Below are 21,792 nucleotides of genomic sequence, written 5' to 3' on the forward strand. Positions count from 1 at the left end.
GCACCGTCGAGTACTGGACGTGAGCGTTCTCCTTGACGAACACCTCGACGCCGCCGCTGTGGAGGTTGAACGCGGAGTACTTCGGCGCGGAACAGCCCTCGATGTAGTGCACTTCGGAGTTCTCCTCGGCGATGATGAGCGTGTGCTCGAACTGGCCCATCCCGTCGGAGTTCATCCGGAAGTACGCCTGAACGGGCATGTCGACCGTGGTGTCCTCGGGGACGTAGACGAACGACCCGCCCGACCAGATAGCGCCGTGCAGCGCCGCGAACTTGTTGTCGCTGGGCGGCACGGCCTTGGTCATGAAGTACTCTTTGAGGATCTCTTCGTGCTCCTGGACCGCCTTGTCCATGTCACAGAAGATGACGCCTTTCTCCTCCCAGCGCTCCTGCATGTTCTGATAGACGATTTCGGACTCGTACTGGGCGCCCACGCCCGAAAGGGCGTTTTTCTCGGCTTCCGGAATGCCCAGTTTGTCGAATGTGTCCTGAATCTCGTCGGGGAGGTCCTCCCAGTTTTCGGCGCCGCCACGTGTCTCGATGTCCGGGCGGATGTACGGGACGATCTCGTCGACGTCGACCTCGGACAGGTCGGGTGCGCCTGGCCAGTCGTCGGGCATCGGCATCTGCTTGAACTGCTCGAGTGCGCGGAGCCGCCGGTCGAGCATCCACTGCGGTTCGTCCTTGTCCTCGGAAATGACCCGGATGGTCTCCTCCGTGAGGCCCTTCTCGGCTTTGAAGGCGGATTTCTCCTCCTTCTTGAATTCGAACCGGGCTTCCGTATCGGTTTCCTTGAGATGGTCTTGCTCTGAACTCATATACTTGAGTTGGGACTGCTGGGTAAAAAGTCTAGGTAACCCAAAACAAATTTAGTAACCACAATTAGTTAATTCCGTTAATCCAAACTATATCCATCAAACTACGAGCGATTGTTATAAAAAGTGCGAGGCGAAAACCCACGGCTGTAGCCGTGGGATGAAGCCGACAACCGGGAATCGAACCACGCTCCAGTAGCCGTCCGACTCACCAGTGTGTAAGAAACACCAGTGCTACGTATAAGATATGGAGGTGCGGCGTACTGTCCCCGTTGCACTCGACGTGGACAGCGACGACGCCGCACTCCTCGAAGACACTGTAGACACGTTCCTCTGGTCAGCACAGTACGTCGTAGACCACGCTTTCCAAGGCGAGTACGTCACCACCAGCAAAACCACACTTGACGACGAGACCTACGACGACGTGCGCGAGAAAACGGACGGCTTCAACGGTGGACTGGTGCAAGCCGCTCGGAACAAGGCCGCTGAAGCCTGCAAAAGCGTGGTTGAACGGTGGAAAAACGGAAAGACAGCGTCGAAGCCGACGTTCACCAGTCCACACGTCGTCTACGACCACCGAACCGCCACATTCCACGACGACTACGTATCTCTCGCCACCACAGACGGCAGGATTGAAGCCGACTACGTACTGCCCGACGAGGACAGTGAGACACCGCACTCCAAGTACCTGTTTTCAACCGAGTACGAAACCACGGGTTCGGAACTACACTACCAAGACGGCAACTGGGTACTTCACGTCCACTGCAAGACGGACGTGGAGTCCGACACGTCGGAGAAGGCAGCCACCGAGAACGGAACGGTTCTCGGGGTTGACCTCGGCGTGAACAACCTCGCCGTCGCTTCGACGGGCACGTTCTGGACGGGCGACGAGTTCGACCACTGGCGACGAGAGTACGAAAAGCGGCGTGGCTCACTCCAACAGCGCGGGACGCGCTGGGCGCACGAGAACATCCAATCCGTTGAACGGAAAGAGGAAGGCCGATTCCAGCTGGTGCTTCACCGCATCAGTAACGAACTCGTCGCAGAAGCCCGGGAGAACGGGTGTTCTGTGATTGCGTTCGAGGATTTGACCGACATCCGCGAGCGGACTGGCGCGTCGTGGGGCCACAAGTGGGCGTTCAACCGCCTCTACGAGTACGTCCAGTACAAGGCTGAAGAATACGGCATCACCGTAGAGCAGGTTGACCCTGAGAACACGTCACGGCGTTGCTCACACTGTGGATTCACGCACCCAGACAACCGCGAGGACGAAGACTTCGAGTGCCTAAGATGCGGGTACGAGAGCCACGCCGACTACAACGCTTCGAAGAACATCGGGTTACGGTATCTCCGTCGGAACCAAACTGGCTCCGGTGGAGGCGCACCCTTGGGCGTGCGCTTGAACAGCGGGACGCTGAACGTGAACGGGGGCTATTCTCCTGCCTCGCCAGAGGCCAGAACGGGAGTCCACGCTGAATCCCACCGCTTTGGCGGTGGGTAGCTCAACCGTATCGCGAACTGGGCTCCAGCATGGAGTCGTGTAATTTCGAAAAACCAGCAAGGAGATGTAACCGGTATGGGGTTCGGGTCGTTCGTGCCATGGTCACAGCAGGCGACACGGTGACGCTGCTTAACAAGAAAACAGAAACCCGCTATAGTAGTCACCAGAAGTCGTTGCTCGCTGTCTGTTCAGGGTGCAATCTCAAACTCGAACCGCGCCCCGCCATCGGGCCCGTCTGTCACAGACACCGTCCACCCGTGAGCCTCCACTATCCGTTTTACGATGGTTAGTCCGAATCCGGTGCCCCCACTCTTCGAAGAATGGCCTGGCTCGAAAATCTCTTCGCGCCTCTCTGCGAGAACCCCAGACCCATCGTCTTCGACGTAGATGGTGTCCTCATCGACGCGTCCGACACGAACAGTCACGTCCGTGCCACCGTGTTCGATAGCGTTTCGGAACAGATTCTCGAATACGTGTCGTAACCGATCGCGATCGCCCTGGAACGTCATCTCGTCAGCTATCTCGAGGGTCGCCGCGTCGGTATCCACCGTTCCCCAGCACTTCCCGACGAGGTCGGTCAGACTGACCATCTCCGTTTCGTCTATCGTCTCACCCTGTCGAGCGAGTGTCAACGTGTCAATGACGATTGCTTCCATCCGGTCGAGTGCCTGTACGAGTGGCCCCAGATGTTCGCTCTCCCGTTGTTCGTCGAGGAGTGTTGCGCGGGCCTGTGCGACGTTGAGCGGATTGCGGAGGTCGTGAGAGATGACACTCGCAAACTCGTCGAGCCGCTCCTTTTGACTACGAAGCTGTCGTTCCCGTTCGACACGGTCGGTGACGTTTCGGGTGATTCCCACGAGACGGGTTACGTCGCCGTCAGTGAGTACCGGTGCGAGGTTCGTCTGCCAGATGCGTGCCTCCTCGTTGACTCGCAGTTCTTCCTGATACGAGATCGGCTCACGAGCTTTGACACACCGGTGGTAGTTTGCCTCGAGTTCTGCTCCCGCTTGTTCACCAAACACGTTTCGAGGCGTTTCTCCGCGGACCTCTTCGGTCGTGATTCCGGTTTGACGCTCGTATGCCGGACTGAGCCGGTCGAACTCGAACGTGATATCGTTCTCTGAAGTGTCGACATCGATGAAAAATATCGCGTCCTCTGCATTGTCCAAGAGGGTCTCGTACTCGCCAGCGAGTTCGCGGAGTTCGCGTTCACGGTTTTTCCGTTCGGTAATCTCACGACTGTTGAGGAGAATACCGTCGATGACATCGTCGTCGAGTCGGTTCCGCATCGTGGCCTCGATCCAGCACCACGACCCGTCGGCGTGTTTGAATCGGACTTCGACGGTCCGGGGTTCATCCGGGGTCTCCAGAACGGCTGCGACCGCGTCGGCGTTTCGTTCCCGGTCGTCCGGATGCACGAACTCGTAGCCAGTGTTCCCGACCAGTTCCTCTGGCTCGTAGCCGAGCACTCGTGTGACGGCGGGGCTCACGTACGTTATCGTTCCCTCTCCGTCGATGATCGTGGCGACGTCGTTCGACTTTTCGACCAGCGTCCGATGCAGGTCTGTCTGCTTCTCGTTCCGAGTTTCCGAAGGCCCAGTGTCTTTCATTGGTCAGCGGTGTTCGACGGGTGTTCCCCGAACGGATGCGTCGGCGGACATCCGAGGGAGACTCACTACGATACCTGTTCCACGTGATGTGTCATCCACGAAGGTGACTTCGCCCCCGTACAGCGAGACAGTCCAGTGAACGATCCAGAGCCCGAGTCCAGTACCGTGCTGGAGCGGTGTTTCCTCGCCCCGTTTGATGGTTTTCAGTTCGTGAGCTGGAATCCCCGGTCCGTTATCGATAATCTCGATGTCGATCCACTCTTCGGACCGCCTTTCACTGGATGGCCTGGCGGTAACCATCACCTCGGGAACCGGTTTATCGTTGTGGATGACAGCGTTGTCCAGTAGTTCCTCCAGTACCAGTCGCAACCGGCGATCCGCTCGAGCGTAGAGTGGATCGGGATCGTTGAAATTGAATGAAGCGGTCGGATGCTCCTCGGAAAAGGTGGTGACGACGTCACCAACTAACTCCGTCACGTTAGTGACGGTCTCGGCTGATACGTCCCTCTCGAACAGTGAGCGTACAGTACCAGCTTTGTCACTCAGCGTCGCCAGGGCGTTCACTTGTTCTTCGATCGCGTTCACGTGCGCCCGGGCTTCGTCGTCGCTCAGTGATTCACGGAGTAGGTCGGCCCGACCCCGAATGACGGTCATTCCGTTCTTGAGGTTGTGGCGCAGGACGCGATTGAGCACGTTGAGTTGCTGTTTTCGCAGCCGACGATTCGTCACGTCGGCTTCGATCGTGACGAAGTGTGTGATTTCTCCGTCGTCGTTCCCGATGGGCGAGATCGTCTGGTCGACGTGGTACAACTCCCCGTTTTTGCGCTGATTGATGAGGTTCGCATTCCACTGCTCGCCCGAGAGAATCGTCTGCCACATCCGATCGTAGAACTCCTCGTCCTGTTTCCCCGACTTGATAATGCGAGGCGTCTGACCGACGGCCTCCGCACGAGTATAGCCGGATCGGGCTTCGAATTTCGGATTCACGTACTCGATAGTCCCGTCCCTGTCAGTGATGAAGACTGCATGCCCTGCATTTTCGACAGCTTTTTTGAACAGTTGGAGGTCCATCTCGCGCTCTTTGCGCTCGGAAACGTCCTCCTGAAATCCGACGTAGTTCACGACGGTGCCAGTGTCGTCTCTCACCGGCGCGATACTGACGCGATTCCAGAACTGGCTGCCGTCCTTCCGGTAATTCCGGAGTTCCACAGACACCGGTTCGTCGTTTTCAACCGCCGTCCGCATTTCAGCGACTGGTTCACCACGCGTCGCCCCTCCCTGAAGGAACCGACAGTTCCGCCCGAGCGCCTCTTCCTCAGAATACCCCGTCAGCGCCTCGAATCCCTCGTTGACGTAGATCATCGGGCTGTCCTCCCGGTCGGGGTCGGTGATTGTGATCCCGACGGGTGCTTTGTCCATCGCCTGAGACTTCAGCTCGAGTTCTCGTTCGTACGCTTTCCGTTCAGTCACGTCGCGTGCAGAGAGGATTACCGGTGACTGTTTGGAATCCTCGAGCGTCGCAGCCGACATCTCCAACTGTCGCTTTTCTCCCCTTTTTGTTTGACACGTGAGGTCGTCGGTCGATCCCTGTCCGGTCTCCTGCACGTCTTCCAGAAAGGACCGAAATCGCTCGCGATCATCGGCGTGAATCGTCTCCGTCGGCGAGACAGAGAGCAATTCGTCACGCGAGTATCCCACGAGGTCACACGCCGCCGGATTACACTCGGTGATCTCGTCGACAGAAGGCGCAACCACGAAGATCGCGTCGTTCGCCGAATCGAACAGCCGCTGAAAGCGAATCTGGACGTCCTCGTAGCGCTTGGACAACTCCACCGACTGCTCGCGTCTGGCCAGCAAATTTCCGACCCGACGAAACAGGGTCGTCCGGTCGACGGGTGCAGCCACCACTTCGTCGATGAGTGGGGCCCCGTCGCCGTTCTGCTCGGACGGCAGCGGGACAGTTCCCCTCGACCCCTCCTGTTGGATCAGCAGTACGGGAGTGAACGTCGGATGGACCTCGTTTTTATGCTCCCGTAACGCGTCTCGATACGTCGGTACCATCCGTTCACCAACGAGGTAACAATCGACGGGCTGGAGGGTGTCGTCGGCGATGACGTCGTACCGCTCGTCGAGAAATTCTTCGAGGGCTTGCCGGTCGTTGTCCCCGTGTATGAGGAGCTGGATGGTGTGTTTCTCACTCATTTCGCGACTCGACTGACCGGTCATGATTGGTCGGTCGTCCGGTGGGACTCGTCCGGAACGGGATACGTCGAACGACGCTGCATGATTCCCCGAACGGCGTCGAACGGTCCTTCGATAACCAGTCCCTCGCCGGACTCGATAGCGAACCGGTGGAACCGGCTGTCGAAGTCCCCGAGCCGCTTTTTTATAACCCCGATCGCTCGGTCCAGTTCGCCGTCAACCTCCACGTAGGAGAGGAACACGATATTGTCCGCGATGTAGCTGGTGTTCGTACTCGTAGCTTCCGGGATGCCGGTGAGGCGGTCCGCCTCGTCCGTGATGATGACTGCGATCCCCCGATTCTTGAGGATCCGGGTGAGACCGTGCAGCCGCCGAACGAGTCGCTGCTCGTTGCCCTGGAGCGAGATCTTGTAGCCCGAGAGCCCGTCGATGAACACCGCGTCCGGCGCGTGCTCGTCGACCTGGTCGAGGACGTGGTGATCGAACTCCTCGGCGGAACGCACGAGCGGTTCTGTCTCTGTCAGCCATAGTGCCCCCTCCGCTTGCATCTCCGAAATCGGCAGTCCGAGGGTTTCCGAGCGATGGGCGAACTGGTCGATAGATTCCTCGAAGAGGTAGCCGAGTGCTGTCCCACCGTCCTGGACGATGCCCGACAGTATCTGTGCCCCGGTGGTGGATTTTCCGATGCCGGTCGGACCGCTGATAAACGAGACGGTCCCGCGTTCGATTCCGCCACCGAGGAGCCCGTCGAGGGCTTCGTGTCCGGTGGATACGAGTTCCGGATCGAACGTTCGGTTGTCGTGTTTCGGGATGCTCTGTGGGTAGACTTCGATCCCGTGCTCGCGGATTTCGAGTCCGTGGGTGCCGTCGATCTGTCCGAGGCCACGGTGCTTCGGGACCGCGATCCGGCGCTCGTGCTCGTCGAGGTACAGGTTGATGACGCCGTCGCTGAGCGATTCGAAGTCGTCGTGGGTGGTCTCGCGAGTCCGTTCCCGGTCGAGTGTTCGCGTTGCGACTGTCGTCACCTGCCGGTCCCGGAGAAACCGGATGAGCGATTGCAACCGCTTCCGGTACTGATATTGGTCCCGCTCCACGTACTGGAGTTGTGTTATCGGGTCGATGAGAATTCGGGCCGGGTCGACATCCTCGATTACGTGTTTGATGTCCTGTGTGAATTGCTCGGATTCGACTTCGGTCGCCTCGACCAGGTTGTACGACTTGTCCTCGGCGAAAAAGTCCGTCCCGGGCCCGATGTCCAAAAACTCGGCGTCCCGAATGTCGATATCGAGTCGTGCTGCGTTGACGAGAATGTCGTGTCTGGACTCTTCACCGTGGATGTAGACCACTGTCTCGTCGGCATCGAGCCCTGCTCGCAGGAAGTGCTGGCCGAGCAGCGACTTCCCGGTTCCCGAGGCGCCCTGGACGAGGTACGTACGGCCCCGGATGTACCCTCCCCTGAGCAGTTCGTCCAGTTCGGGGACACCTGACGCTACCAGTTCGATCTCCTCGGACATCGAGTCGCTGGTGTCGTCAGGCATCGTATATCATGTCTTGAGACTGGGACCTGGGCAAAATAAGCTGGCGGTCTAGATAACTGGAAAAATATAAGAAATCTAAAATATTCCCGCTCAGTGTGTAGTTTCGACGCCGGTAATCTCGAAGCGTACGCCGTCCATCTCGCTGTCGGTCACGCGGATTTCCCAGCCATGAGCCTCCACAAGTGAGACCGACTCCAGTGCCATTGTTAGCGGTTGAGTACCCCTTTAGAAAAGATCGGGGTCACGTCTCCCCTCGAACGGTTGACGACCTCGGTGATGCATTCGATATCGATACAGTACTGTTCCTGCGCAAATGAACGCGAGGACCTGGTGTGAGGACATGGAGTCACACCTCTCCATCGCGATCTAGCATCCGTCCCTCAGTCTCGGATGTTTGGTGCCCGCCGTCGGGTGCGGCCGCCGACTCCGGCGTCGCCTCGATGCCAGGCCCGGAGCCTGACTCGGTGTCGAAATCCGACACCTGATCGTGCAGTTCTTCAGCGAGCGCAGACAGTTGCTGGATGTTCTCCGAGGCCTCGGACAGGGACGCGGTCTGTTCTTCGGTCGCAGCAGAGACGTTGCTCGCCTCGGCCGCAGTTTGCTGACTGACGCTGGAGACCTCGTCAACCATCGAGACCACTTCCTCCGAGGAGGCCGCCTGGTCGTCGGTCGCCTCGCTGATCTCCCGGATGCCGCTTTCGGCCTCCTGAACGGCGTTGGCGATCTCATCGAACATCTCGATGGCGTCCTCAATCGTGTCAGACCCGCGTTGCACCTGCTCGCTCATCTGCTGCATCCCCTCGACGGTATCCCCCGTGGTTGCCTGGACTTCGTCGATGCGCTGCTCGATGTCGGCAGTTGCCTTGCCAGCTTCCTCTGCCAACGATTTGATTTCGTTTGCCACGACGCCAAATCCTTCGCCCGCTTCGCCGGCACGAGCGGCCTCGATCGACGCGTTCAGTGCCAGCATGTTCGTCTGCTCGGCGATCTCGTTGATCATTTCGACGATTTCACCGATCTGATTCATTTTCTCGTCGAGCGTTTCGACCTGCGTGGCTGCCTCCTCGGCACGAGTTTCGATCGACTGGATCTCCTCGGTCGCCTCAGATGCGTACTGCCGGCCGGTCTCGCCGCGTTCGACGGCCGTGCTGGCAGTTGTAGCCACCTCCTCAGCCGAGGAGGCAATCTCCTCGACGGTCGCGGACATGTCGTTCATTTCGCTGGCCACCTCCTGGAGGCTCTCGCTTTGCGTGTCCGCACCGCGTGAGATCTCTTCGACTGATTCCGCAACCTGTTCGCTGGCCTGTTCAATCTCCTCCGAACTGCTCGTCACTTCTTCGCTCGAGGTTGCGACATCGTCCGCGATGGACTGGACACGTTCGACGCTCGTATTCAGTTGGTCGATTCCGTCTTCGAAGTCACTCAGTGTGGATCCAAACGTTCCCGGGTAGTCCGTGTCGATGTCCTGATCGAGTTGTCCGTCCTTCAGCTTCCGGCTCGCAGTTGTGATCTGTGTGAAACTCTCCGACAACTGGGTGGTCCCGGTCGCAAGATCTTCCAGCACGTCGCCGTACTGCCCGGGTCGGTCGGTGTCGATATTTTGATCGATGACGCCCTGCTGGAGGTCGTCACTCACACCCCGGATCTCCTCGAAACTCCCGGCGAGTTCGTCCGCACCCGCTTCGAGATCGGCGACAGTCTCCCCGTACTGGCCCGGATAGTCCGCCTCGAACTCCCAGCCGAGATCGCCCTGTCGTAGGCCACGGCTGGCGGTTCCGATCTGCGAGAACACGCCTCGAAGGTTCGACTGCATCTCACTGAACGCCTCGATCATCCGGCCGAGTTCGTCGTCTTCGACGTGGTCGTCGAGATCGTTGTCGAGGTCGCCGTCACTGACAGCCTGTGCAGTCTCCTCCAACTTGGTGATCGGCGGGATGATCCGTCCGGCCACGAACAGGCCGACGGCAATCGCGAGAACGAACGACACGAGAGTCAGTCCGAGAAGTAACCACTGGACCGTCGCTGTGGTGCTGTCTGCCGACGCGACTGCTGCTTCTTTGTCCTCGACAGCGAGCTCTTCGAGCGTGTGTGCGTCCTCGCGCATGTCCGTCAGTATCGGGTCCAGTTCTGCCATTTGCTGTCTGGCACGCTCCGTCTCACCGGCTTCTGCTGCGTCGAACACCTCCTGGGCGACGGCCGTGTACTCCTGGTGTCTGGACTGCAAGTCGGCGAAGGCCTGTTGTTCTTCCTCGCTCAGGTCGCTTTCATCCAGCTGCTGTGCCCACTCTTCGAAGTGGGAATTGGCCTCCTCGAAGTCGGCTCTGGCCCCGTCCTCGTCGAGCAGCGCCGCTTGAACCGCTATCTGTTGTTCCTCGACGGCGACCAGCATCTCCATGGACGCGTCGATGTCATCAGCGTCCTCGGAGATGACGTGGGCTTCGCCATCGACGGCGCCCACGGCCTGGTACCCGACCAATCCTGTCACACCGACCAGCAACGCTACGAGCACGAACGCCAGGATGAGTTTCGGCCGCAAGTCGAACCGATCGATTTTCACCTTCTCCAGCATGCCACACACTCTCACGACCAACCCAATAATTAGTGACTCTAGATAACAGGATGAGTATCACGGCTGAGAACCAACCATCGTCTCGATCGGCAACTTCTCCGTCCGAAGCGTTCCTAGAGGTTGCATTGGAGAACACCGACTGAGTCGTGCTCCTGGTAGTGTGCCGGTATCTAGAGGCGGGACTTATGCTCGCGTTCGATCCACACACGTCTATGTCCGATTCGCCGCAGTACGGCCGAGACGATTTTGGACGTGGCGGCCTCAACGATCAGCTGGACGCGGACTCGCTTGTTGGCGAGATCGGCCTGGATAGGTCCGAAATCCGGTGGCGGAAGGATTTCGTCGGTTTCACCGACGACGATGTCCGTCGTCTTCGGACGTATCGAGATGACTTCGCGGACAACGCCGACCAGGTGGCCGAGGACTTCTACGACAACCTGACCGACCACGAAGAGACAGTCGAGGTTATCGGGCGGTCGCCCAAGAACGTCGAGCAACTCAAGCGGACGCAATCGGCGTATCTCGTGACGCTTGCCGATGGCGAGTACGGCACGGACTACTTCCGGGACCGGGCCCGTATCGGCAAACTCCACGATATACTGGATATGCCGATGAAACACTACCTCGGCCAGTATGGCGTCTACTACGATCTCATTCTCCCGCTGGTGGGCGACCGCCTCGTCGAATCACTCACAGAGCGCCTGACCGACGCTGTCGCAGACGGTGGGACCGAACCTGCCTCTGGCGGGGGAGAGGACGCGCTGAATCCCGGACCTGATCTCTCGCGTCGCGCGATCGAAACAGCGGTCGAAACGGAGGTCGACGACGCCGTACAGGATATCCTCGCGATTCTCCGAATCATCAATCTCGACATGCAGGTCGTCACCGACACCTACATCCACTCATACAGCCAGCAACTTGAGGAGGAGATCGAGCGCAACGAACGACTGATGGCCGACGTCGAAGAAGATGTGAAGCAACCGGTGAGTGACCTCCAGACGAGCGCCGAGGATGTCGCCGAGAGCGCCACTGCAATCAGTGACGCAGCGACGCAACAGTCCGAACGGGTGGACGAGATTTCGTCTGAGGTAGCGAACCTCTCGGCGACAATCGAGGAGGTCGCCTCGACAGCCGATCAGGTCGAAAGTGCGAGCGACCGGTCCGAAACCCTCGCCGAAGACGGCAAGGAAGCCGCCGACACTGCTGTTGGGGTCATGGACGATATTGGCGACGCTGTAAACGAAGTGGCGGACGATGTCACCTCGTTACGGAACCGTGTCCAGCAGATAGACGAGTTCGTCGATGCGATTGACGGCATCGCCGAACAGACGAACATCCTCGCGCTGAACGCATCGATCGAGGCCGCCCGTGCCGGGAAAGCGGGTGAAGGATTTGCCGTCGTCGCAGACGAAATCAAGTCACTCGCGAAGGAGTCACAGACACACGCCAGTGATATCGAGACGATGGTCGATGAGATTCAGACCGATGCCGAGGAGACGGCGGCCAATCTCGCTGACACCACCGAGCAGGTTGATCGGGGCATCGAGCAGGTTCAGGACGCTATGGACAGTCTGACTGAAATCGTCGAAGCTGTCACCGAAACAGCGAACGGAATCAGCGAGGTCGCAGACGCGACCGACGATCAGGCTGCTGCTGCCGAAGAGATCGCGTCGATGGTCGACGAGGTGGTCGATCGGACCGACCGCGTCGCAGAAGAGATCGAGAGTCTGGCTGCGGCGAACGAGGAACAGGCGGCGATGGTCTCCGAAGTCGAGGAGTCAGTAATGCGCCTGTCCGGTGAACGCTCCGCGACGGACGGCGGGCGTGATACCGTCACCACGACCAATCCCGACGCGGTATCGATTCCAGACGACCTCCCCGAGGACATGCCGGACTTCGTGATCGAAACGCTCTCCGAGGAGCAACTGCGAGAGGTGGCTATCGGGAACCATGATGCGACAGACCTGCTGTGATGAGGGGCTTCCAGCCGAGAACGGGTCGTGCCGATAGCGACAACAGACGCCGGAGATAGAAACGAGGGAGTAATACTGAATGGATTCACGTTCGGATGCGTCGATGGACCTCCGTGATAGTATCGAGTACATCAGACACCGCGAGAAGGAACTCCGTTTGTTCAACGTTGGCCCGACAGAGCGGATAGACGAGGAACTCAGGGCGTATTTCGAGACATTGAACGTGCGAATTACCGTCGACCGAACGGCATCTGGGAAACCGGAAGGCGTCGCAGTCCTCAGCAACGCGACCGAAGTGCTCGCCCTCGTCGACGTCGCGAGCCTCCAGGAGTTACTCAAAGACGCGCCGACAGGAGTCGGCCAGTTCGGTATTGCCGACGGGAAATACGAGGACATCCTCCGTCATCTCAAGGAGACCTCCTTCACGTCGTACGATACGGAACAGTTGCTATACGGGTCCCGGGAAATCGAGGACCGTGCCCGTCGGGTCGGCCAGGGTACGATTCACGCGGGGTTTCAGCAGTGCTCGGTCATGGCGGAACAACGATCCGTCTACACCGATCTCGCTCGTCGAGGGGTCGCTGTACACGCCTACGGCGTCCCCGACGCTACGCCACCGGATTTCGGTTCCGGGCACGTTCATGCAGTTTCGACGGCCGAGATTGCCGAAACGTGGTTTGTCGTTTTTAACGGCGGTGGCGACGATACGCAGAAGACTGCTTTAGTTGCCCGCGAAAGCGACGACATCGGATTTTACGGAATCTTGACGTACGATCCGGGATTCGTTGATCACCTGCTCGCTCACCTGAATCAGACCTACGACTCCTGAACCGACGACCTGACATCTCCCGTCTAAAGTTCACATGCGAGAGTGCATACCGAATGCCAATCTCTATACAAAAAACTAATGAATATCTGGTTGGAAGAAATATCACCACCATTCTAAAAATATGAAATCAGTAATATGTTATTTATATCTGGGTAAAAGACCGTGATGTGAAATGGGCGAACGGAATCGGCAGGATAGAGATGGCGAGGAAACGCAGTCGAATCGCGCCGACGCTGTCGAAGCCGATTTTGTTACGTGGCGTGATATTTTCGAGACTGAAGAGCGCACGTCAGAACGGGCCGAAGTAGTAGACGAAAACAGCGAGCTCGGAGAGAATGCCGAGAGACATCAGGAGCGAACGAACGCACTCGACGCGCTCAAACGGGCGCGTGAACTCTTTACTGGCCTGCCCGACGATATTGACGACAGTATTCGGACGTACGTCTCCGAACTCCCACAGTGGTTCCGGCGTTCGCCAACGATTGAGGCCAGGATCCGGGTGGGAGACGATGTGTTCGAAACTGATGGATTCCATCAGACTACAGACACCCTGACAGCGAAGGCCTACACACGCATCGGAACATCTGTCTCGATAACAGTCGTCTGCACGGACCAGCAACCCAGCACGGGCCAGCGGGCGTGGACCGGAACCGAGCGGGAACTGGCCGAGGCGGTCGTCACACTCGTCAAATCAGCAATCACCCGTTGGGAGATAGACAGTCTGAAGCGCGTGTCCGATGGCGTTGCCGTACTCGACAGCGACCTCTCCTACGCATACGTGAACCAGGAGGCCGAACAGCTTCTCGGTCAAGACAGCGAGGAACTACGCGGTGAATACGTCTGGGACGTTTTCCCCGAAGCGGTTGACACCATCGCCGAAGAGAAAATCCAGACGGCTCTCGATACGCAGTCATTGACATCCTTCGAGCGATATAATGCCGAAAAAGAGCAGTGGGTCGAAGCCAGAGTCCACCCGAGCGACGACGGCGTCGTCATCGTCTTCTCCCCCATCACCGACTCGAAAGTAGCCGAACGGGAACTGGATCACGTTCTGGAAACGATTCCCGTTGGAATCATCCTCCTGAACGCCGAGGGGGATATCACTCGCACAAACTCCCGTGCCGAAGAGTTACTTGGCCTGTCCAGACACAAGATGGATGAAAAGGGGTACACCCACCCCGACTGGGACATCTGGGACGAGGCGGGCAACCCGATCACGCGTGAGGACCATCCGATCACGCGTGTCTTTGAAACCGGCGAGACCATCCAGGGGTTCACTCACGGAATCACACTCCCGGACGGCTCCGAACGGTGGCTGTCGAGCAACGTCGCTCCCGTCAAGCGCGAGGACGGGTCTATCGAGCAGATCATCGTCGCGCTGGAAGACGTCACCGTCCCCAAACGTCTCGAACAGCTCATCAAGACGTTCCAGCCGGCCGACGAGATTCTCAACAACGCAACCGCGGGCGAGGAGACCAGACAGGCAATCTGTGAGTTGCTGACGGACACACGGGAATACCAGTACGCACGGATCAGTGAGCACACCCCGGACACAGAACTGATCGAGTCGGATCTCCAGGAAGGGGCGGGATCTGTCGCTGCCGACGAGTCGGTGCCTCTCCCGATACAATCGCAGACGGAGGTCGCTCCGGCAGCGGTCGCTGTCGAAACAGGCGAGATACAGGTGGTTACGAGGACCCAATCCGACTCACGGTTTGCGCGGTGGCGAGCGGACACACTGGACCACGGGTTCCAGGGTGGCGCTATCGTTCCGCTTCAGCACAGAGGTCGTGTCTACGGTCTACTCGTCCTGTACACACACCGTGGAGAGGCGTTCGGGGGCCGCGAGCAGACACTCCTGACGACGTTCGGTGAGCGGGTTGGGCAGGTCCTTCACTCACTCGAGACAGAGCGCATTCTCCACGCCGACAAAATGGCCGAGCTCACCTTCGAGAGTACTGACTCGGCGTCGTTTTTTGTCTCCACTTCTGAACAACTAGACTGTACGATCGAGATCAGGGACACGATTCCGGCCTCGGACGAGATGCTCGTCCACTATGCGTCCGTTCAGGGTGCGTCGGTGGATGCCCTCAGTGATCTCGCGGAGGACACGGACCGGGCCGCCCAGTTGCGACAGATCCGGCAGACGGAGGATTCGCCTGGCGGAGAACTCGAAATCGGGCTGCGCCGGCGGTCCCTAGCACAGACACTGGTCACAGAGGGTGCAGTCGTCACGACGGACACAGTAACTGACGGCCGGGCCGAAGTCGTTTGCGAAGTACCGCTCGGAACCGATATCGGGTCGCTTGTGGCACGTGTGCAGGAGTCGTTCCCGGAAACGACGTTGGTCTCAAAGCGTGAATACACTCCGGCCGCGAAGACTGATGCACACGCAGTCGGGCGGGTGCTGTGTGATATCTTCGAAACCGAACTCACGGACCGTCAACAACAGGTCCTGCGAGCTGCGATGTACGGGGGGTACTTCCAGTCACCGCGACAAAGTACGGCAACCGAGATCGCCGACGCGCTCTCACTGACCCAGTCGACGTTCTCCTATCATCTCCGAAATGCGCAGCAGACGCTTTTTGAACGGCTATTCGACCGAATAAACCGATAACCACCGACACTCTGTCGGAATTGTTCGAACTCACGGTCGTCCAGGACATCCTCGTGGGAGTGACGGATGGTCAGTGCTTGTCGGTGTCGGTCGGCCCATTCGCTGTCTGACTCTCTATGAGTGGCTGTCATCTGTAGATGCGGAGGGATTCAAATTCGACCTCGTAAAAACGCCGATGGGTGATGCACCATCTGCTGGATACATGCTCTATATTCAGCAAGAGTGCTGAACGGGATTACGGTGCCGGCGTCAGGCCCTCTCGGTACTCGATTCGGGCCCGCTCGTGTTCGTCGCGATAGGCCAGCGCCGGGCCATCCTCGTACTCGACGACGATGGCGTCCTCGAGAGCACGTCCGTCAGCGTGCGAGCCGTCGACGGCCCAGACGGGATCTAGCGGCTCGGTTGCCAGCGGGCTGGAGCCGGTAGTCTGGTCTGGCCAGACGCCGACCGAGCGCCAGTAGCGACGGATCTGTTCGAGACTCCGCTTGACTGTCTCCCGGATCGAGAGGTGGTCTGCTGACCGGTAGCCGTTCGGGTGGAAGAACTCACCCTTTAGTGCGGCGAGGTGGATCCCGTTCCAGTCCACACCGACGATATCCGCCGGTTCCTCGCCGGTCACACGCGGTTGCGTGAGTTCTTGAATCGTCTGGTACTGTTTCGGCGGACTCGCACCCAGCAGATGGACGCGCCGACCGCGCCAGTCGACGATGTTCGTATACTCGTCGGCGGTCTTGTCAGAGTACCCCATCGGGTACCCGAGGATCAGATCCTCGTCGATAGCGGGAACCGCCTCGCGGCACTTCGGAACGATAATGATCTCGACGTCGGGAAACGAGGCTTTCAGCTCTCGGGCCGTCCGGCTGTATTCGCGCCCTTCGTCCCGAGTGTATGCATCGCCGAGCATCGCGACGTTGGGCTCTAACTGCTGGAACCGGCGCAGGTACCGATCAATGTCGGGGTCCCGGAAGTCGTTGTCGAGAATCTGGACTGGGACATCGACGTTTCGGGGCGTTTGCTGGTAGGTGTAGTCCTCGCGGATCCCGACTGAGAAACCGAGGGCGAAAGCATCGATGACACGGTGCTAACGGAAGCCCACCCCTTCAGGGGTGGGTCTAAGCGATAGGCACAGGGAAACCATTCACCATCCTGACGCCCGGCCCGTGATTCCCACGTCAGCTACTCCCCGTCCACTGGCCACCACACGACAGCACGGCCACCAACCTTCCACCGCTCTACGTCACCCCGCTCTTCCAACTCACGCAACCGCCGCAAGACTGATTGCTTCCCCACATCCAGCTCGTCCGCCAGCAATGGTGCGTTCGCCACCGGCTTCTCCACTTCGTCAAACGCCGCCAACACTTCTTTACAGGTCACGTCTCGCGGCCGCCCCATACCATCCTCAGCCATACCTCATCCTACGCATCCCCATATCTAAAACACCGCCCGTCCACAGCATTTATACTTCCAATACACGTACAACATAACACGACGATGGCGGCCCAAACCGAGGAAGAACGCACGCGCACCAACACCTTCCAACTCCAACCCAAGGAAAACTGGAAGCGGGTGTGCCTCATCGAACTCCTCGACCCCGCGGCCGCCCTCGTCAACATCGTCACCTACCACCGTCGCCAAGCATACTTCGACGACGAACAGACGCGGAACGACGTCTGGAACGCCATCACCAAAACTGAGATACGCGATCGCTTCCAACCCACGCTCGGCCGCGCCATCACCGACAAACTACTCGACAAGTGCGACGAAACGTGGGACGGCTTCTTCACCCAGCTCGACGACTACCACGATGGCGACCGAGAAGACAGGCCCAGCCCGCCCGGCTACTGTAAAGACGGCGGCCAGCGGGTGTTGAAAACCGTCGTCCGCAACGACGCCTACACGGTAGAGTGGGGTGAACATTCGCGGATCGAACTCGCACTCGGCAGCGAATTAAAAGAAAAATACGGCATCCCATTCAACCAGCGTCTCCGCGTCCCCATCCGCGGCAACCCGCAGTACGAGGGGCACGGTGGTCGCTTGGAACTGGTGTACGACCGCAGCACCGAATCGTTCACAGCACACCAACCCGTTACCTTCCGCCACGACACAACACGGGCCGCTGCGTCCGGCGACGAGGACGTGGTGGCCGCCGTGGACGTCGGTGCCAACAACTTCGTCGCCGTCACCACCACCAACGGTCATCAAGCCGTGTTCGACGCCCGTCCCCTCTTCGACCGCTTCCACCGCATCACGGAACGCATCGCGGAATTGCAATCCCAACTTCCAGACGGCGAACACTCGAGTCGGTTGATCGAGAAGTTGTACGACCGGCGTCGGCGGCAGCGCGACCACGCTCAAGACGCCCTCATCAGATACCTCGCCCGCCTTTTCGAGGAGTGGGGTGTCGGGGAAGTGTACGTCGGCAAGCTGGACGACGTGCGCGAGGAGCACTGGTCAGCGGTTGTGAACGAGAAGACGGACTTGTTTTGGGCGCACGGCCGCTTCCGCCGCCGGATGCACGAGGTGTTGGATGGCGAATGCGGGATCAACGTTGAGGAGGAGTCGGAAGCCAGCACGTCGTCGCGGTGTCCGCAGTGTGGTGAAGAGGAAAGTGTTGGACGGAATGGAGACGTGTTCCAGTGCGGTGGATGCGGATTTGAAGGGCATAGTGATGTGGTGGGGAGCGAGAACTTCCTCTCTGAGGTGGTGGATGGCAATGTTGAGTTCAACACGGGAAGGCCGATGGCTCGGCCTGCGGACTCTGGGCAGAACGGCCCCGAGTGGAGACACCGTGAGGTGCCCCGCCTTGAGTGGGATGATCACGAGTGGCGACGCCGTGGTCACTCGACCAAAGAGGAGCCCGCAAACCGGAGTACCCGTAAGGGGAATCTTGCCTCCGGGGTGTCCCGCTAACGGGAATCACCCACGGGGGAATCCCACCCCTTCAGGGGTGGGAGGAAGTCAAGAACGGCGCTCGGTGGAGGAATCCAATCCAGTCGGCGCGCTGTGCCTCGTCGATGGTCGTTGCTGACCAGGAAGCTCGTGCCTCGGAGGACATCTGGACCACGGCCGCACTGAAGTGTGCGCCCAGCTGGTCGGGGGCAGCACAAACCTTGGTGCGGGACCCTCGTCCCGTGTCTTAACCAACAGGCCGGGAGAATACGCGGAAAAAGCGCCACTCTCCCTCTGAATGTTGGTTAACGCAGACCAGTCTGGTGGTCCAGCGGCGCCGTCGACGAGACGTGGTCGTTGAGCAGGTCGACCGCCGTCGGGTCGAAGAGGTCCGAGACGTGCCGGACGTTCCAAAGGCCGGACTGGTACACCTCGGACTTCTCCGAGTGGTATCCGAGCCAGTCAAGATCAGAAGGGCCGGCAGTCCGACGGTAGTGGCTGACGAGCGCGATTAGGTTCTGCTCGATCACCGCTCGGTCTGCATCGGGACCCGGTTCGCCGGGGACATCCGCCCACAGGAACGGAAGGTCGCCGATATACGCCGATACCTGCTGCTTGAGATTGTGCGCTAGAACAGTTCTACTGCGAGCCCATCGACGTGAGTGTAATCTCTGTCACTGGTAACGACTGGTTCGTTGTACTGCAGTCCGGTTGCGGCTACGAGTGCATCTCCAGGCCCGAGTTCGGGCTTGCTGTCACTGATGATATGCTGGCCCTCCAGCGCGCCAGCTTGTCGTGCAATCTTCCCGTCCACGTCGACGACTGGCTTGTTCGCCATCAGCGCCTCGTACTTTCTAGCGTTCTCAAATGACTTAGAGCCTGCACCGACGCCAACGTACAGTTCTTGAATAACGATCGTCGGCACCCTGAGTGGGACATCTGCCTTTTCCAACGCAGCAGCCTTCTCTATCGCGTCTTGATTTTGGTTATCTAACTCAATCAGAAACTCTGTGTCCAAGATCATTCGTTATCATCGATTCCCATCCGCTCCAGTCGCGCTTTGGAATCGGCGATGCCCTTGCTCTCAGACTGTTCCAGTGCGTCCCGATGCGTTTCTGCATCCACAACAGGCTCTCCATCCGCAAAGTCCAGTAGCGTCCACTCACTCGTCAGTCGTTCAATGGCCTCGCTGAACGTCTCATCCTCCTGTTTCTGGTTCTTAATCCGCTCGTAGACATCATCTTCGAGGCGGACCTGATGGCTCATGCTAATACGTCGTTGACAGCGGGAGTTAGATGTTTCGCCGTGGAAGGGTTGTCGAGGAACAGTCACCCGGCGAAATCGACCCCTGGACTTCGAAGCCGAGTTTTTGATCCTCTTAACAGGTCCTAATCAGCGGTCTCAACGGTTTCAATGACTTCCTGCGCGGTGTTCGAGATCCGGCTGAGCCGGTCGTGGACAGTTTCTGGTGCGTCCCCATCCCACGCAGCGAGGTAGAACCGGGAGTTTGCTGCATCGAGGCCGAAGTGCCGACAGACGACGTAGGCGACGGCCTCGGCTTCGACTTCGATCTTCGCTTCTTCGTCGTCCTCGTCCGGCTCGAAGTGGAGGATCGCGTGTGCGATTTCGTGGATCAGTGTCCGCGCGAGGTCGGCACTGTTGTCCCGGTCCTGAACTTCGATGACCGGGTGCATTGTCACGGGACTGCGCCGCTTGCAGATGCCCTTACTCGACCCGTGCTTCCACTGGTCGGGGGCGACGATGTCCACCTCGAACCCAAGCTCCTCGCCGGCGTCGATCAGCGCGTCGACCAGGCCGTCGGGGTCACCATGGGCCTCGGCATCGAGTTCGGGGAGCGGCTCGCCCTCGGTCTGGCTTACGTCGAAGACGGAGGTCGGCTTGAATCCGACCAGCCCCTCTGGCCAGTTGTCCGGGTCCGTCTCGTCGTAGTCACAGTCGATGTTGTCGTGGTACGACGGCGCATTCTCGCATTTGGGACACTGATTGGTGATGATCGGTGCCCAGATCCAGATCGCGCTCTCGCCTTCCGTGACGTGACGGTCGAACTCGTTTTGCCACGTCCAGTAGCCGGCGACCGTCGTCGCCTCGGGGCACTGCAACTTGATCAGGAGCGTATTGCGATGGGAGTAGTCGTGGAACTTGCTCTGGACGTCCAGCCACTCCTGGAACTGCTCGCTGGCGAGGGCTTCGTCGGTCAAGTCGGCAAGGTCCTCGACCCAGCTATCCAGGCGCTCGCGCATATCATCGGCTCGCGAGTCGGACTCGTCGAACGCGACGGTCGGTTTCTGCTCAGTCGTGTCGTCGGTCTCCTCGGAGTGTGTTGTCGACATTAGTCTGGTTCGGAAGCACTCTCGATGGAATGCTCCCTCACCCCACCTGGGGAAACAAACACACCGAGGAGAGGCTGTGAGGTGGATTTGGACTACTCCTGCCCACAGAGCCAGCAGCCACAATCCTCGAAGGGCACATCAGCCTTGCTGGTGATCTCGCCCGCTTCGCGGATCCCATCGCGGATCTTGCGAGCTTTCTGCAGGAGTTTCGCCCGCCGGTCGGCATCGAAGGGATACGTCGTATCTGCAGGCCACGGACGGATTTCGAGGTTCTTGCGATTGACGTAGACAATTTGACCCGCCTCAGCGTCCAGCGCGTCCATGTATAGCGTTAGTTGATCCAGATGCCGGTCGGTCGGCGGGTTGAAATTGTACCACCCACCCCGGGTTTTGAAGTCGTACACAATGCCCTGCTCGGGGTTCCACAGGTCGGCGCGGCCAGTCACGCGGATCTCTTCGCCGTTGACTGGATTGGTGTAGGTCTCTTGGATCTCGCGTTCGAACTCACAGTTGGGGAACTGATCGGCCAGTTCTGACTGAAGCCACTCGTGGACGAGTGTTCCCGCTCGGAAAGTCCCGAGGGTATCCGTGTCGAAGTCCTTCAGGCCGAGTTTGGCGAGCGTTGCCTGGCGCTTGCACTTGGCCAACTGCGAGGGATGGAACGTAACGGCGTCCCGTTCGACGTGGCTGTCCTGCTCGGCAGTGTCACGGATCGTCTGCCCGATCTGAGCTTCCCAGTCCACTGGATCTGGGGTCGGTTGTGCGACTGCGCGGTCGGTGTCAGTGTCAGAATTCTCGTTCGACATATGCTCTCTTGGGGGAGGATTCCCCCACCCATCAGGGGGCACAAACCTCTGGGAGAGCATCTGCGAACCGTTTAGTACAGGTGAATGATGTAT

17 protein-coding genes and 1 pseudogene are annotated in these 21,792 nt (G+C 59.1%); 5 read left to right on the forward strand and 13 right to left on the reverse strand.

Translation table 11 applies throughout. From position 1 onward, the window contains the following. Positions 1-817: Fe-S cluster assembly protein SufB (gene sufB, locus EAF64_RS13650; protein WP_129069558.1), on the reverse strand; the 817-nt coding region annotated here is incomplete at its 3' end. A 244-nt stretch (positions 818-1,061) separates the two neighbouring features. On the opposite strand from sufB, the gene EAF64_RS13655 reads away from it, so the two are divergent. Continuing rightward, positions 1,062-2,315, forward strand: coding sequence for an RNA-guided endonuclease InsQ/TnpB family protein (locus EAF64_RS13655; RefSeq protein ID WP_129069559.1), 1,254 nt, complete (start codon positions 1,062-1,064; stop codon positions 2,313-2,315). A 188-nt stretch (positions 2,316-2,503) separates the two neighbouring features. On the opposite strand, the gene EAF64_RS13660 is transcribed toward EAF64_RS13655, so the two are convergent. From EAF64_RS13660 to EAF64_RS13680, 5 genes and pseudogenes are all read right to left on the reverse strand, one after another. After that, positions 2,504-3,925 carry a PAS domain S-box protein gene (locus tag EAF64_RS13660; RefSeq protein WP_129069560.1) on the reverse strand — a complete coding sequence of 474 codons (1,422 nt, stop codon included), beginning with the start codon at positions 3,923-3,925 and terminating at the stop codon, positions 2,504-2,506. Positions 3,926-3,928: 3 nt separating this feature from the next. After that, positions 3,929-6,151, reverse strand: a complete 2,223-nt coding sequence (locus EAF64_RS13665; protein WP_129069561.1) for a PAS domain S-box protein — start codon at positions 6,149-6,151, stop codon at positions 3,929-3,931. Continuing rightward, the gene (locus EAF64_RS13670; protein WP_227738971.1) at positions 6,148-7,665 is read right to left on the reverse strand and encodes an ATPase domain-containing protein; all 1,518 of its coding nucleotides are present in this window, start codon (positions 7,663-7,665) and stop codon (positions 6,148-6,150) included. The genes EAF64_RS13665 and EAF64_RS13670 overlap by 4 nt, the downstream gene beginning before the upstream one ends. 90 nt (positions 7,666-7,755) lie before the next feature. Then, a pseudogene (locus EAF64_RS21750) lies at positions 7,756-7,897 on the reverse strand (sensor histidine kinase); the annotation flags it as partial. Between the two features lie 114 nt (positions 7,898-8,011). Continuing rightward, positions 8,012-10,234 (reverse strand): HAMP domain-containing methyl-accepting chemotaxis protein, encoded by a 2,223-nt coding sequence (locus tag EAF64_RS13680; protein WP_129069562.1) that lies wholly within the window; start codon positions 10,232-10,234, stop codon positions 8,012-8,014. 212 nt (positions 10,235-10,446) lie between these two features. Here EAF64_RS13680 and EAF64_RS13685 point away from each other — a divergent pair, with 212 nt between their 5' ends. From EAF64_RS13685 to EAF64_RS13695, 3 genes are all read left to right on the forward strand, one after another. Continuing rightward, positions 10,447-12,207: a globin-coupled sensor protein gene (locus tag EAF64_RS13685; RefSeq protein WP_129069563.1), complete on the forward strand. Its 1,761-nt coding sequence runs from the start codon at positions 10,447-10,449 to the stop codon at positions 12,205-12,207. 79 nt (positions 12,208-12,286) lie between these two features. Then, the gene (locus EAF64_RS13690; RefSeq protein ID WP_227738972.1) at positions 12,287-13,036 is read left to right on the forward strand and encodes a DICT sensory domain-containing protein; all 750 of its coding nucleotides are present in this window, start codon (positions 12,287-12,289) and stop codon (positions 13,034-13,036) included. 172 nt (positions 13,037-13,208) lie between these two features. Beyond that, complete coding sequence (locus EAF64_RS13695; RefSeq protein WP_129069564.1) at positions 13,209-15,653, forward strand: bacterio-opsin activator domain-containing protein; 2,445 nt, start codon at positions 13,209-13,211, stop codon at positions 15,651-15,653. A 235-nt stretch (positions 15,654-15,888) separates the two neighbouring features. Here EAF64_RS13695 and EAF64_RS13700 read toward each other — a convergent pair whose 3' ends face one another. Next, the gene (locus EAF64_RS13700) at positions 15,889-16,725 is read right to left on the reverse strand and encodes a DUF6610 family protein (RefSeq protein WP_227739011.1); all 837 of its coding nucleotides are present in this window, start codon (positions 16,723-16,725) and stop codon (positions 15,889-15,891) included. Positions 16,726-16,829: 104 nt separating this feature from the next. Next, positions 16,830-17,060, reverse strand: a complete 231-nt coding sequence (locus EAF64_RS13705; RefSeq protein ID WP_129069565.1) for a transcriptional regulator — start codon at positions 17,058-17,060, stop codon at positions 16,830-16,832. A gap of 84 nt (positions 17,061-17,144) precedes the next feature. Here EAF64_RS13705 and EAF64_RS13710 point away from each other — a divergent pair, with 84 nt between their 5' ends. Next, positions 17,145-18,563: a transposase gene (locus tag EAF64_RS13710; protein WP_129069566.1), complete on the forward strand. Its 1,419-nt coding sequence runs from the start codon at positions 17,145-17,147 to the stop codon at positions 18,561-18,563. Between the two features lie 284 nt (positions 18,564-18,847). Here the strand turns inward: EAF64_RS13710 and EAF64_RS13715 are convergent, their stop codons facing one another. The 5 genes from EAF64_RS13715 to EAF64_RS13735 form a co-directional block, all read right to left on the reverse strand. Beyond that, positions 18,848-19,072 (reverse strand): hypothetical protein, encoded by a 225-nt coding sequence (locus EAF64_RS13715; RefSeq protein ID WP_227738973.1) that lies wholly within the window; start codon positions 19,070-19,072, stop codon positions 18,848-18,850. A gap of 98 nt (positions 19,073-19,170) precedes the next feature. Beyond that, positions 19,171-19,566, reverse strand: a complete 396-nt coding sequence (locus tag EAF64_RS13720) for a PIN domain-containing protein (RefSeq protein ID WP_129069567.1) — start codon at positions 19,564-19,566, stop codon at positions 19,171-19,173. Next, the gene (locus EAF64_RS13725) at positions 19,563-19,808 is read right to left on the reverse strand and encodes an antitoxin VapB family protein (protein ID WP_129069568.1); all 246 of its coding nucleotides are present in this window, start codon (positions 19,806-19,808) and stop codon (positions 19,563-19,565) included. Before EAF64_RS13725 ends, EAF64_RS13720 begins: the two co-directional genes overlap by 4 nt. A gap of 122 nt (positions 19,809-19,930) precedes the next feature. Further along, positions 19,931-20,893: an ImmA/IrrE family metallo-endopeptidase gene (locus EAF64_RS13730; RefSeq protein WP_129069569.1), complete on the reverse strand. Its 963-nt coding sequence runs from the start codon at positions 20,891-20,893 to the stop codon at positions 19,931-19,933. Between the two features lie 92 nt (positions 20,894-20,985). Further along, positions 20,986-21,636 (reverse strand): PD-(D/E)XK nuclease family protein, encoded by a 651-nt coding sequence (locus EAF64_RS13735; protein ID WP_227738974.1) that lies wholly within the window; start codon positions 21,634-21,636, stop codon positions 20,986-20,988. Positions 21,637-21,792: the final 156 nt, after the last annotated feature.

It is taken from the genome of Halorientalis pallida (assembly GCF_004118325.1).
In the GTDB taxonomy this organism is placed as follows: domain Archaea; phylum Halobacteriota; class Halobacteria; order Halobacteriales; family Haloarculaceae; genus Halorientalis; species Halorientalis pallida.

Coding starts and splice junctions, on each gene's coding strand:
- EAF64_RS13655 (WP_129069559.1), top strand. CDS start 1,062: ATGGAGGTGCGGCGTACTGTCCCCGTTGCACTCGACGTGGACAGCGAC.
- EAF64_RS13660 (WP_129069560.1), bottom strand. CDS start 3,925: ATGAAAGACACTGGGCCTTCGGAAACTCGGAACGAGAAGCAGACAGAC.
- EAF64_RS13665 (WP_129069561.1), bottom strand. CDS start 6,151: ATGACCGGTCAGTCGAGTCGCGAAATGAGTGAGAAACACACCATCCAG.
- EAF64_RS13670 (WP_227738971.1), bottom strand. CDS start 7,665: ATGCCTGACGACACCAGCGACTCGATGTCCGAGGAGATCGAACTGGTA.
- EAF64_RS13680 (WP_129069562.1), bottom strand. CDS start 10,234: ATGCTGGAGAAGGTGAAAATCGATCGGTTCGACTTGCGGCCGAAACTC.
- EAF64_RS13685 (WP_129069563.1), top strand. CDS start 10,447: ATGTCCGATTCGCCGCAGTACGGCCGAGACGATTTTGGACGTGGCGGC.
- EAF64_RS13690 (WP_227738972.1), top strand. CDS start 12,287: ATGGATTCACGTTCGGATGCGTCGATGGACCTCCGTGATAGTATCGAG.
- EAF64_RS13695 (WP_129069564.1), top strand. CDS start 13,209: ATGGGCGAACGGAATCGGCAGGATAGAGATGGCGAGGAAACGCAGTCG.
- EAF64_RS13705 (WP_129069565.1), bottom strand. CDS start 17,060: ATGGCTGAGGATGGTATGGGGCGGCCGCGAGACGTGACCTGTAAAGAA.
- EAF64_RS13710 (WP_129069566.1), top strand. CDS start 17,145: ATGGCGGCCCAAACCGAGGAAGAACGCACGCGCACCAACACCTTCCAA.
- EAF64_RS13720 (WP_129069567.1), bottom strand. CDS start 19,566: ATGATCTTGGACACAGAGTTTCTGATTGAGTTAGATAACCAAAATCAA.
- EAF64_RS13725 (WP_129069568.1), bottom strand. CDS start 19,808: ATGAGCCATCAGGTCCGCCTCGAAGATGATGTCTACGAGCGGATTAAG.
- EAF64_RS13730 (WP_129069569.1), bottom strand. CDS start 20,893: ATGTCGACAACACACTCCGAGGAGACCGACGACACGACTGAGCAGAAA.